Source organism: Collinsella aerofaciens, assembly GCF_028206995.1.
GTDB lineage: Bacteria > Actinomycetota > Coriobacteriia > Coriobacteriales > Coriobacteriaceae > Collinsella > Collinsella aerofaciens_AQ.
In genome coordinates this window covers 85,096-97,353 of record NZ_JAQLFL010000005.1, presented here as the reverse complement: position 1 = coordinate 97,353, position 12,258 = coordinate 85,096, and the positions used below count along the sequence as shown (strand labels likewise).

Below are 12,258 nucleotides of genomic sequence, written 5' to 3'. Positions count from 1 at the left end.
TTTGAGCCTTAAGGTTTATCGCGGGCGTACGCTTGCCCGCAGTCAGGCGCTGCAGCTGCTGTTCCAAGCCGAGGCCACGGACAGCCCGCTTGAGCGCGTCCTCGAGGGTGATTTCCTGATCTCGAAGGGTCCCCTCGACCCCTATGCGCTGGAGCTGTGCCGCGGTGCCTACGAGCATATCGACCGCATCGACTGCGCTCTGCGCTCCGTTGCCAAGAACTGGGATCTTATGCGCATGCCCGGCGCCGACCGCAATCTGCTGCGTATCGCCGTTTACGAGATGCGTTTCCTCACCGACGAGGAGGTCTCGGACGCCATCGTGATCAATGAGGCTGTCGAGCTTGCCAAGGCCTATGGCACCGATCAGTCCGCGTCGTTCGTCAACGGCGTGCTGGGCAAGATCGCGCGCAGCGAGGAGTTGCCGGGCGAGGACCTGTACCAGGAACTGCTGGCCGAGGATCGCGCTCGCGAGGAGGCGCAGGCTGCCGAGGCGGCCGCCAAGGTCGCTGCCGCTCAGGCTGCCGCCGGTGTACTTGCCGAGGATGCGGACGCTGCTGAGGCCGTCGAGGCCGACTCCGTCGAGGAGTAGCCATGCCAGAGGGTTCCGTCCGCAACTTCGACGAGATCTCGGACCGCCTGGACCAGATCATCGCTACCGTTCGCTCCAAGGATACGTCCTTGGAGCGTTCGCTCGATCTGTTTGACGAGGCGATTGAGCTGGGCTCCCGCGCGGTCGATATGGTCGACAAGTTTGAGCTGACGCCGCGTGAGGCCGATAAGCTCGAACAGGAATACGATGAGGATGCGGCAAACGAATCCCAGGATAGCTAGGCCGCATCTCCGGATACGAATGGTTGATGGCATTCATGAAACGCGTGCGTCTTGATGACGAACTGATTTCACAGGGCATCTGCGCCGATCGCGCGGATGCCCTTCGCACTCTTATGGCCGGCTTGGTCTCGAGTGGCGGCGAGCGCTTGACTTCGCCGGGTCTTAAGGTGATGCCGGGGCTGCCGCTGCACGTGAAGGGGCGTATTCCCTATGTTGGCCGCGGCGGTCTTAAGCTCGAAGGCGCGCTTGATGCGTTTGGCATCAATCCGACGGGCCTTGCCTGTTTGGATGTGGGCTGCTCTACCGGCGGTTTTACCGATTGCCTGCTCAAGCGCGGAGCTGCGACTGTTGTCTCTGTGGACGTGGGTCGCGCCCAGTTCGATTGGTCGTTGCGTCAGGACGATCGCGTGACGCTGCATGAGCGCACAAACGTGACGCAGCTGCCTGAGCTTGGCTATGCCGGCGCCATCGACCTGGCTGTGTGTGATGTCTCTTTTACCAGCATCGCGAACATTATCGATGCGGTACTGGCGTGCCTGGCGCCTACGGGTGCATTCTGCACGCTCGTAAAGCCGCAGTTTGAAGCTCCGGCGGCGCTGGTGGGCGAGGGCGGCATTGTGACCGATCCCGCCGTGCGCCGCGATACGCTCGTGGCGGCGGTTGAGCTCTTTGCTGCCAAGGGCCTGTTCCCGGTCGATGTGTGCGTGTCGCCCATTCATGGTGCCAAGGGCAACGTTGAGTTTTTCCTGTACGGCACGAGATTTGAATCTGGCGACCGCTCGCAAGACGTGCTGCAATCCCAGGTATCGGTTTTGAGCGAGAAAGCTGCAACGCTATGAAGGTCTTTCTGGTTCCCAATTACTACAAGCAAGAGGCGGTCGAGAGCGGCCTGATGCTCGAGCTTTGGCTGACGCGCCAGGGCTATGAGGTCGCATGGGCTGCCGACCAGCGATCGAAGATTCAGAGCACGCCTGATATTGACGGCTCCGATCTGGTCATTACGCTCGGCGGTGACGGTACGTTGCTGCGCGCTGCCCGCATCCTCAACCATCGCGAGATTCCTATCCTCGGTCTTTCCTATGGTCACCTGGGCTTTTTGACGGCCGCGAGTCCCGAGGAGCGCGACATTTTGCAGGTTGTGAGCGACGCCCTGTCCGGCGAGCTGCATGTGAGCCGTCGCGCTACCATCGCCGCGGATATCGTGTCCGTGCGTGACGATGGCACGAAGGATGTCGTGCGCACGTTCGCCCTCAATGACATGGCGCTCACGCGCGGCCCTCTGTCCGATATGGTCGAGTTTGACATCACGGTGTCCGGCCACCATATCGATCGCCTGCGTGGCGACGGCGTGGTCGTGTCCACGGCGACTGGTTCTACGGGTTACGCGCTCAGTGCCGGTGGCCCCATCGTGAGCCCCGACTATACGGGCATGGTCTGCGTACCCATTGCGCCGCACACCATTCAGGCCCGTGCCTTCTTGACTTCGCCGAGTGATGTCGTCGAAATCTTTATGTCTGATGATCGTCCGAGCGTTCCAGCGATTGCTATCGATGGACAGTTTATTACCTGCGATGGCACCGTTGAGAGCGTGGCGGTGCGCCGCGGGCCCGGAGATGTGTTGCTGCTGGATTACGGCCCCGAGAGCTTCTATAACTCGGTGAGCCGCGTATTCTACGGAGTCCGTCATGATCGATGAGCTGCAGGTTTCTAACATTGCGCTCATTCGCGAGGCGACGCTGCTGCCGAGTGCCGGCCTGACTGTCCTGACCGGCGAGACCGGTGCCGGCAAGACCGCGCTGCTCTCGGCCCTCAAGCTTATTTTGGGTGAGCGCGCGGATTCGTCTATGGTGCGCGAGGGCGAGGCGCTGGCGAGCGTCGAGGCGCGCCTGTTTGACGGCCCGCACGACACGGAGGGCTTCATCGTGCATCGCAGTCTTTCTGCCGAGGGCCGCAGCCGCGTGAAGATTGACGGACGCATCGCCAGTGTGCGCGAGCTTTCGGAGCGCGTTGGCGTGATGATGGATCTGTGCGGCCAACACGAGCACCAGCGCTTGCTCGATCCGGCGCATCATGTTGCGATGGTCGATGCCTGGGCAGGGCGCCCTGCACTCGAGGCGCTCGAGCACTACCGCGCCTGCTTTAAGGCTTCGCGCGCTGCCGCTAAGGAGGTTCGACGTGTCGAAGAGACCTCGCGTGCGCAGGGGAGCCGCGTCGAGGAAGCGCGCTTTGCGCTCGAGCGCATCGGCGAGGTCGACCCCAAACCGGGCGAGTATGAGGAACTCGAGGAACTGCTGCCGCGCTCCGAACATGCCGAGGTGCTGGTTGCCACAGCTAATGATGCCCATGCATCGCTTGCCTCTGAAGGGGGAGCGCTCGATGCCGTGAACAGCGCCGTGGCAGAACTTTCCCGTATGGCTTCCGTCGATCGCAAACTTGGCGACATTGCCGATTTGCTTTCGGATGCCTGTATCTCCCTTGAGGATTGCGCGAACGAACTTCGTGCCTATCGCGATGGCGTCGCCTTCGATCCGCGCGAGCTCGCTCGCATGCGTGAGCGGTATTCCGACCTCAAGGGCCTGCTGCGTCAGTGGGGTCCTACCATGGACGATGTTTTTGCCATGCGCGATCGCTCGCAAGAGCTGCTGTCCCTGGTCGATGATGGCGATGAACAGATCAGAAAGGCGCGTGAGGCACTCGGGAGCGCCGAGCACGAGTTGTTTGCCGCTGCCAAGGCACTTAAGCGCGCTCGCAATATGGCGGCCCCGCGCTTCTGCCACGAGGTTTGCCGCCAGATGGCTCGCCTGGAGATGGGCGGCGCCGAGCTCGTCTGGGAGTCGCGCGATCTTCCCCGTGCTGAGTGGACGCCCGTTGGTCCTTCGAGCTACGAGCTGCTATACCGCAGCGGTGCCGGTTTGACTCCACGTCCCCTGCGCCGCATTGCGTCGGGCGGCGAGCTCAGCCGCGTCATGTTGGCAAGTAAGGTTGTCCTCGGTAACGCGGACGGTGTCGATACGCTGGTGTTTGACGAGGTCGATGCTGGCGTCGGTGGCTCCACGGCGCGTGCGCTCGCGGGCGTGCTGGCAGATCTCGCCGCTACGCATCAGGTGATTGTCGTAACCCACTTGGCGCAGGTCGCCGTCATGGCTGACAAGCATTATGTCGTCAGCAAGGAACCGGGCGATGTTCCCCAGACGCATTTGGACGAGGTAACCGGTGAAGCGCGTACCGCCGAGATCGCCCGCATGTTGAGCGGCGATCAGTCCGAGGCAAGCTTGGCCCACGCGAAGCAGATGCTCGAAGAAGCTCGAGGTTAGGTCGTATCAGCGGTGTTGGTGGGACAAAATGGACTGAAATTTTTGTCCCACTACGCGTTTTACTCAACGACCTTATCCGGCTGGATGAGCTCCTCGTAGTAGCTGATATGCTCGCGAGCGTCTTCAATCTCGGGCAGCAGGAAGTTGTAGATGACTTCGATGATCATCGTGGCGCTGATCTTAGAGAACGCAAAGTCGCCCGTTGTCAGCAGCGCTTCGTGGTTGACGGTGTTAAAAGTGTAGTCTGCCAGGCGCGCGAGCGGGGATTTACTGTCGCTGCTGATGACGACTACGGTTGCGCCGCAGTTGTGAGCCGCTTTTGCCATGCGATTCAGTCGGCGCGATTTGCCAGAGTTTGAGATTAGCACGATGACGTCACCCGGGCGTAACGTGAGCGCAAAGCCGATTGATGTCTCGCTAATGGTGCTCGCCATGCAGCGCAGGCCCAGCTGCGAAAACTTAAACGTCGCATCGAGCGCGACCGCGTTCGTATTGCCCACGGCGGCGAACTCAATAACGCCGGCATTCTTAAGCGCGTGTACAACTGCGGCCAACGTGTCGTGATCTATGCCGTCGATGGTCGCATTAAGCTCACTCACCTTGGCGGCGAGGATATTTTTTAGGCTCTGCTCCATATTGTCGAGCGAGACCTCGTCAGTCAGGCCCTCGTTACGCTGGCTTTCCAAATCCCTCGCCAACGAAAACTGAAAGCTGCGGAAGCTACCAAAGCCAAGCTTGCGGCAGAAGCGCGAAACGGTCGCCTCGGACGTGGCGGCGGCGCGCGAGAGCTGAGCGGCCGTGAGGCGTGGCGCCTCGGACTGGTGCTCCAATATATAGTCGACAATGCGCTGCTCGGACTCGCTGTATCCCTGATGGGTGCTAATGAGGGAAAGTGCGCTCTTGCTACTATCGGTCATGGATGGCTCCTGGTTGGCATGAAAATCTAATTTACTACGCCATGCCATAGTATACGGGCATTTTCAATTACAAGATACACCTTGCCGTTTCAAGTGTTGATGGTAAACTTTCACTTACCGTTTACGGTTATGAAAGAACCTTTCACCGGAGATTTGCACCTTAGCTCTTCTCACGCGGACGGTAGGTTGGTATCTTTCAGTTGTGGAAAAACGCGCATCGAAGCGCGTGTAGGGGAGCGCCCGCGGGCGCTGTACTCAAGAAGGAGGGACACATGGCTAAGTTTGACATCATCGCCGCGACCGGTTGCCCGACCGGCATTGCGCACACCTTCATGGCGAAGGAGGCGCTGGAGAAGGCTGCTGCCGAGCGTGGTCTGACCATTAAGGTCGAGACACATGGCCAGGTCGGTGTCGAGAACGAGCTCACCAAGAGTGAGATCGCTGGTGCCAAGGCCGTCGTCGTCGCAGCCGATAAGGATGTCCAGGCTGAGCGTTTCGCCGGCAAGCCCATGGTTTCCGTCGGTGTTTCCAAGGCCCTGTCCGTCGAGGCCGCCGGAAAGCTGATCGACCGCGCGCTCGCCGCCAAGGGCGACGACACGGTTGCCGCTGCCGCCGATGTCGAGGACGAGGTCGAGGAGAAGGAGTCCATCGGTCACGTCATCTACAAGCACCTCATGAACGGCGTCAGCCACATGCTGGTCTTCGTCGTTGCCGGTGGTGTTCTGACCGCCATTTCGTTCCTGTGGGGCATCACGTCCTTTGATTCGACGGCTGCCGACTACAACAGCTTTGCCGCGATGCTCAAGATTATCGGCGGTATCGCCATGAACCTCATGGTTCCGGTGCTCTCCGCTTACATCGCCGAGTCCATCGGCAAGCGCCCGGCGCTCGTCCCCGGCTTTGTTGCCGGTATGATTGCCATCCAGGGTCTTCCCATCAACGCCGATACCGGCATGATCGACGCTGGAGGCTCGGGTGTGGGCTTCGGCTTCCTGGGCGGCATCGTCGGCGGCTTCCTCGCTGGCTATGTCATCCTGCTGCTCGAGAAGGCTTTCTCTAAAATTCCCGCGAGCCTTAATGGCCTGAAGGCAATCTTCCTGTATCCGCTGTGCTCTACCGCCATCGTCGGCCTGGTCATGCTCGGTATTTCCGGCCCCATGGCTGCCATTAACCAGGGCATGATGGATTTCCTGCAGAGCCTCGGTAACTCCGGTCCGGTGATCCTTGGCCTGGCCATCGGCTGCATGTGCGCCTTTGATATGGGCGGCCCGGTCAACAAGGCTGCTTACGCTACTGGCACCTTCCTGCTCGGTACCGCTCTCGAAGCTGGCGTCGGCACCGAGACCTACAACTTCGGCACCAACTTCATGGCTGCCGTCTCCGCCGCTTGCATCGTTCCGCCGCTGATCACCACCTTCGCCGTCGTTGTCGGCAAGAAGTACTTCAGCCAGGAGGATCATGACGCCGGTATCGTCAACCTCATCCTTGGTTGCACCCACATCACCGAGGGCGCCATTCCGTTCATGACCAAGAACATCTGGCCCGTCATGCCCATCATGATGCTCGGTTCTTCCATCGCTTCCATCTTGACCATCTTCTTCAACGTTCACGATCCGGCGCCTCACGGCGGCTTCCTGGTCCTGCCTGTTGTCGAGAACGGTCCGCTGTGGGTCCTCGCGATCCTCATCGGCGCTGTGGTCGGTGGCATCCTGTTCGTGGCCTTCAAGAAGTACGACTTCGAGAAGAATCAGAAGGCCGCTCCTGTAGCCAAGCCCGTTGAGGCCCCCAAGGCCGCTGCCGTCGAGGCCCCCAAGGCCGAGGCTGCCGACTTCGTGAAGGTCGAGAATGTCTTTGTCGCCGAGGACTTCGCTTCTCGTGACGAGGCTCTGAGCTTCGTTTCCAACCAGGCCGTCAAGGCAGGTATCGCCAGCGACGCCGACGTCGTGATGAACGCCTTCCTGGCTCGCGAGGCCGAGGGCACCACGGGCATGATGGAGGGCTTCGCCATCCCGCATGCCAAGTCCGACGCCATTACCGAGGCTGCCGTCATCGTCGTTAAGGACGAGTCCGGCGTGACCGGTTGGGACACCATGGACGGCGCTCCCGTTAACGTGGCTATCGCCCTGCTCATCCCGGGTGCCCAGGCTGGCACCACGCACCTCAAGATCCTGTCCAAGGTCGCCGAGGCGCTCATGGACGAGGACTTCCGTGCCACCGTCAAGGGTTCCACCGACGCCGCCGAGATCGCCAAGACGATCAACGCCCGTCTGGTCTAACCCCACGGCTAGCGATTAACATCGCCCCCTGTACAAAAGGCGAGGACTCCACCAGGAGCCCCCGCCTTTTTTCTTGCCCCTCCCATAAGTTGCGGTGAAATAGGGACTGTTTAACCGTTTCAACCCCAAATCCAGTCCCTATTTCACCGCAACTTACAGAGATGGGCATAGACGGTCCTGCTTGCCGAGTCTTTAGTGCGGACAGACTATCAGCCAGAATTCCGTTTGGTCGATATTACTCTGGACCGACTGAGTTTCCCCAGCTTGCTCGCCCACGGAGGCCCGGACGCGGCCTGTGAGATTTATCGCGAGTTCCGCACGAGCCGAAGAGCACTTAATGTGCTCTTCGTGCGAGCAGGACTGTAGAGCAGGAAATCTCACAGGCCGCGCACGGGCCCCTGTGGGCGAGCAAGCGGACGACAAACACATCTGTCCAATAATTCGTCTGAAACATAATGAAAAACCGTTTGATGTGAGTTAATATAAACAACGTCGTGAATCTGACTCCTGCCACATGCATGACAGGGGTTAAACACAAAAAGGAGTCAATTATGGTTTCTGAGAAGGCTACCCTCGTTAATCCTCAGGGTCTGCACATGCGTCCGGCTGGTCTGTTCGCCTCCACCATGGGCAAGTACGCCTGTGACGTGACGGTCGTCACCCCCGAGAAGGAGGTCAACGGCAAGTCCCCGATGGCCCTCATGGCTGCTGGTATCCCCTGCGGTACCGAGGTCGAGGTCAAGTGCGACGGCGCCGACGAGGCCGAGGCTCTGGCTGCTGCCATCGAGCTCATCAAGAGCGGTCTTGGCGAGTAGAACTCAAACGGGTCGCATGTTGAACAACTAAGTTCATATTTGGGGGCGCAGTGACCTGTTGTAAGGTAACTGCGCTCTTTTGTCATGGATATGGCAAAACGCTTTATCACATGACACGGAGAGAGGAATGGGAATGTATCAGGGAGTCAACGCTTCCGAGGGCATCGGTATCGGCACCGTCATGGTCGCCGTCGATCCCGACTTGACGTTTGAGCCGCACGAGGTTGCTGATTCGGCAGCAGAGAAGGAGCGCTATCAGTCCGCTCTTTCGGTCTTCTGCGAGAAGACCCAGGCTCAGGCCGACCACATGAAGGAGACGGTGGGCGAGGCCGAGGCCGAGATCATGAGCGGACACATTGTTCTGGCTCAGGATCCGGGTATGACCGACGCCATCAACGCCGCCATTGACGGCGGTACCTGCGCCGAGCAGGCGCTCATGGACACCTCGACCATGTTCGAGAACATGTTCCTGTCCATGGACGACGAGATGTTCCGTCTTCGCGCGGCTGACATCGCCGACATCCGCACCGGTATTCTGGCCGAGCTGCTGGGCAAGGAGGTCGTCGACCTCTCCGTCCTGCCCGAGAACACCGTCGTTGTCGTGCACGACCTCACGCCGTCCATGACCGCCACGATCGATAAGGCCCACGTTGCCGGTATCGTCACCGAGACCGGTGGCCGCACGTCGCACTCCGCGATCATTGCGCGTGCCCTCGAGATCCCGGCTGTCCTTTCGGTTTCCAACAGCTGCACCGCGCTGCGCAACGGTATGACCGTCGTCGTCGACGGTGGCAAGGGTATCGTCGAGGCCGATCCCGACGAGGAGACGCTCGCTGCCTACACCGCCAAGGCCGAGGCCTTCGCTGCCGAGAAGGCAGCCCTCGAGGCCTTCCGTGGCAAGCCGTCCGTGACTGCCGATGGCATCAAGAAGATCATCGCCTGCAACATCGGTAACCCCGATGACGTGCCCAACGCGCTCGATCACGACGCCGAGGCCATCGGTCTGTTCCGCTCCGAGTTCCTGTTCATGGACTCTGCCGAGCTTCCTTCCGAGGAGGAGCAGTTCAACGCCTACCGTAAGGTCGCCAGCGCGCTCAAGGGTGCTCCGGTCATCATCCGTACGCTCGATGTGGGTGGCGACAAGGAGATTCCGTATCTGCATATGGTCAAGGAAGACAACCCCTTCATGGGCTTCCGCGCCGTGCGTTACTGCCTGGCCAATCCCGACCAGTACAAGGTCCAGCTCCGCGCTCTGCTGCGCGCTAGCGCCTTCGGTGACGTCAAGATTATGATCCCGCTCGTCACCTGCGTCGAGGAGGTCTTGGCTGTCAAGGAGCTCGTCGAGCAGTGCAAGGCCGAGCTGACCGAAGAGGGTCGCAAGTTCAACGAGAACATCGAGGTCGGCATCATGGTCGAGACGCCTGCCGCTTCGCTGCTCGCAGACCGTCTTGCCGAGGTTGCCGACTTCTTCTCCATCGGCACCAACGACCTGATCGGCTACACCATGTGCGCCGACCGTGGCAACGACACCATCTCCAACCTGTACCAGGTGTACTATCCCGCCGTGCTCCGCTCGCTCAAGAACATCATCGAGAGCGGCGTGAAGGCCGGCATCATGGTCGGTATGTGCGGCGAGGCCGCTGCCGATCCGCTGCTCGAGCCGCTGCTGATCAGCTGGGGCCTGGAGGAGTTCTCGATGAGCGCTCCGTCGATCCTGCGCGCCCGCAAGACCATCAGCCAGTGGACCAAGGCCGAGTGCGACGAGCTCGCCGAGAAGGCGCTCGCCTGCAACACCGCCGCCGAGGTCAAGGCACTGCTCGAGTCCGCAGCTCGCTAATTTGGTATCAGAGGTAACCGCGTGGTTGGAATGGGCCGGCCACGCGGCCCTCACATATACAGGGGGTACTGTAAATGTTCTACACGCTAACCGCTAACCCGGCTGTCGACATGACGGTTTCGAGCTCTCCGCTCGAGCCCGACGAGAACGTCCGCACCGGCTCGGCCAGCTACACGGCTAACGGCAAGGGCCTCGACGTGTCCTTCGCCTTTAAGAAGATGGGCGTCGACACCGTCGCGCTCGGCTTCTTCGCCGGCTTCACGGGCAAGTTCATCGTCGAGGAGGTCATGAACCTGGGTTGCCTCTGCCGCCCGGTCTGGACCGACGGTATCACGCGCATTAACACCTACGTCAACGATGGCCAGCACGAGTACGGCATCCTGAACCCGGGTGCTCCGATCACGCCGCAGCACCAGGAGGAGCTCTACAACATCCTGGACACCGCGGGCGATCTCGAGTGCCTGATCGTTTCCGGCTCCGTTCCTCCCAAAGCTACGCCTGACTTCCTGGCTAAGGTCATGGAGCACGCTCAGGCTCGTGGCGCCGACGTCGTCCTGGACCTGTCCTCCGACAAGCTCAAGGAGCTCGCTCACAAGAAGCCTCTGCTCATCAAGCCGAACCATCACGAGATGAAGGCCATCTTCGGCGTGCCGGTCGACACCGACGACGAGGTCCGCGTTGCCATGAAGATGGCTCACGACGCTGGCGTTCAGAACGTGCTGCTCACCCGTGGTAGCCGCGGCGACGCTTACTTCTCCAACGGCGAGGACATCTGGTACGCCAAGCGTGAGTTCAACATCAAGCTGGCTTCTTCTGTCTGCGCCGGCGACTGCACCCTCGCTGCGTTCCTGCACAAGTGGTACAGGGATCGCGACAACGTCGAGGAGGCCATGAAGCTCGCTATGGCCACCGGCGCCAACGTTGCCGAGTCCGTCGGCATCGGCGACTTCGGTCACGTCGACGAGTACAGCAAGCGCGTTGCTGTCCGCAAGCTCGATCGTCAGTAATCGAAACGCGACATATTCGTGCGCATGTGGCGCCCCGGTTTCGGCTGGGGCGCCTTTTTGTTCCGCCGCGGGGGAGAGGTGTCCCGCCGTACTTCATCGCTTCCACACCGTTCGCCGAGTTGTCCTAGCCTTTTACCGATGCGTGGAATATACTTTCATTAACACGTTGCTTCGTGAAAGGAACATTCATGATTTACACGCTCACTGCAAATCCCGCCATTGACTACAACATCGCCTGCGACGGCCTTACTGCCAATACCGTCACGCGTACCCGCAATGCCGTCTACACGCCCAACGGCAAGGGCCTCAACGTCTCGTTTACGCTTGACCACTATGGTGTCGACACCACGATCCTGGGTTTCTTCGCCGGCTTCTCGGGTGAGTTTATCGTTAAGGGCGCCGAGGCCCTGGGCGTGCCCGTCAAGCCCGTGTGGACCGACGGTATTACGCGCGTCAATGTGTTCCTCAACGCCGGTCCCGACACCGAGTACAACATGGTCAATGCCGGTGCCGCCATCAATGAGGCCAACGAGCAGGAGATGTTTGAACTTATCGATTCGCTCGATGACATGACCTGCCTGGTCATCAGCGGCTCGCTGCCTCCCAACACTTCCGAGGGCTTCTTGGCCGAGGTCCTGCGCCGTGTCAAGGCCAAGGGGGCCGAGTTCGTCCTCGACATCTCGAGCCATCAGCTGGCAGACCTCATTGCTCTGGAGCCACTGCTGATCAAGCCCAATGACGACGAGCTGCTTGACATCTTTGGCATCAAGGTGAGCGGTGGCGACGACGAGTCCGTCAAGGGCGCTATGGCCGAGCTGCACGCCAAGGGCGCCAAGAACGTGCTGCTGACCCTTGGTGGCGCCGGTGCGTACTTCTCCAACGGCGAGCATATCTGGTTTGCCAACCGCACCTTCGACGTCAAGCTGCTGTCGACGGTGTGCGCCGGCGATTCCTCGCTCGCTGCCTTCCTGTCCGTGTGGCACGACGCCCCCGAGCGCGTCGAGGACGCCCTGCGCCTTTCGATGGCCACTGGCGCCAACGTGGTCGAGTGCCCCGGTCTGGGTGATTTTGCCAAGGTGGACGAATATAAGAAGCACATCGAGGTTCGCCAGGTCTGCTAGTTCCGGCACCTTGTCTGAATAGTTTGATTATTTCGCATCCGTCTTAGACTAGGACGGATGCGTTTTTGTTTATCGGACTTGCGTGTGCAGTGGAGGCTGTTTCTTGCTAGACTTCTTGCAGACGCAATCGATAGCCAATT

Annotated in this window: 11 protein-coding genes; 10 read left to right on the top strand and 1 reads right to left on the bottom strand. The window is 60.4% G+C overall.

Translation table 11 applies throughout. The annotated features are described in order from the left end of the window. Position 1: 1 nt before the first annotated feature. From nusB to recN, 5 genes are read left to right on the top strand one after another with little or no spacing between them, the layout of a single operon-like run. The gene (gene nusB, locus PMX60_RS05215; protein WP_195444340.1) at positions 2 to 589 is read left to right on the top strand and encodes a transcription antitermination factor NusB; all 588 of its coding nucleotides are present in this window, start codon (positions 2 to 4) and stop codon (positions 587 to 589) included. A gap of 2 nt (positions 590 to 591) precedes the next feature. Further along, positions 592 to 831, top strand: coding sequence for an exodeoxyribonuclease VII small subunit (locus PMX60_RS05210; protein WP_006233978.1), 240 nt, complete (start codon positions 592 to 594; stop codon positions 829 to 831). 35 nt (positions 832 to 866) lie between these two features. Continuing rightward, positions 867 to 1,670, top strand: coding sequence for a TlyA family RNA methyltransferase (locus tag PMX60_RS05205; RefSeq protein ID WP_195444370.1), 804 nt, complete (start codon positions 867 to 869; stop codon positions 1,668 to 1,670). Then, a complete protein-coding gene (locus PMX60_RS05200) occupies positions 1,667 to 2,527 on the top strand; it encodes an NAD(+)/NADH kinase (RefSeq protein ID WP_117746039.1) in 861 nt (286 codons plus the stop codon). The genes PMX60_RS05205 and PMX60_RS05200 overlap by 4 nt, the downstream gene beginning before the upstream one ends. After that, entirely contained in the window at positions 2,517 to 4,145 is a 1,629-nt protein-coding gene (recN, locus tag PMX60_RS05195) for a DNA repair protein RecN (protein ID WP_271747141.1), read from the top strand. The genes PMX60_RS05200 and recN overlap by 11 nt, the downstream gene beginning before the upstream one ends. 59 nt (positions 4,146 to 4,204) lie before the next feature. On the opposite strand, the gene PMX60_RS05190 is transcribed toward recN, so the two are convergent. After that, entirely contained in the window at positions 4,205 to 5,062 is an 858-nt protein-coding gene (locus tag PMX60_RS05190) for a MurR/RpiR family transcriptional regulator (RefSeq protein ID WP_240128741.1), read from the bottom strand. Between the two features lie 272 nt (positions 5,063 to 5,334). Here PMX60_RS05190 and PMX60_RS05185 point away from each other — a divergent pair, with 272 nt between their 5' ends. From PMX60_RS05185 to PMX60_RS05165, 5 genes are all read left to right on the top strand, one after another. Continuing rightward, positions 5,335 to 7,338, top strand: a complete 2,004-nt coding sequence (locus PMX60_RS05185; protein ID WP_271747140.1) for a fructose-specific PTS transporter subunit EIIC — start codon at positions 5,335 to 5,337, stop codon at positions 7,336 to 7,338. Positions 7,339 to 7,889: 551 nt separating this feature from the next. Then, positions 7,890 to 8,153, top strand: coding sequence for an HPr family phosphocarrier protein (locus PMX60_RS05180; RefSeq protein WP_022094575.1), 264 nt, complete (start codon positions 7,890 to 7,892; stop codon positions 8,151 to 8,153). Between the two features lie 133 nt (positions 8,154 to 8,286). Continuing rightward, positions 8,287 to 9,990 (top strand): phosphoenolpyruvate--protein phosphotransferase, encoded by a 1,704-nt coding sequence (gene ptsP, locus PMX60_RS05175; RefSeq protein WP_035138206.1) that lies wholly within the window; start codon positions 8,287 to 8,289, stop codon positions 9,988 to 9,990. A 74-nt stretch (positions 9,991 to 10,064) separates the two neighbouring features. After that, positions 10,065 to 10,997, top strand: coding sequence for a 1-phosphofructokinase family hexose kinase (locus tag PMX60_RS05170; protein ID WP_271747138.1), 933 nt, complete (start codon positions 10,065 to 10,067; stop codon positions 10,995 to 10,997). Positions 10,998 to 11,185: 188 nt separating this feature from the next. Further along, a complete protein-coding gene (locus PMX60_RS05165) occupies positions 11,186 to 12,118 on the top strand; it encodes a 1-phosphofructokinase family hexose kinase (protein WP_006233968.1) in 933 nt (310 codons plus the stop codon). Positions 12,119 to 12,258 lie beyond the last annotated feature (140 nt).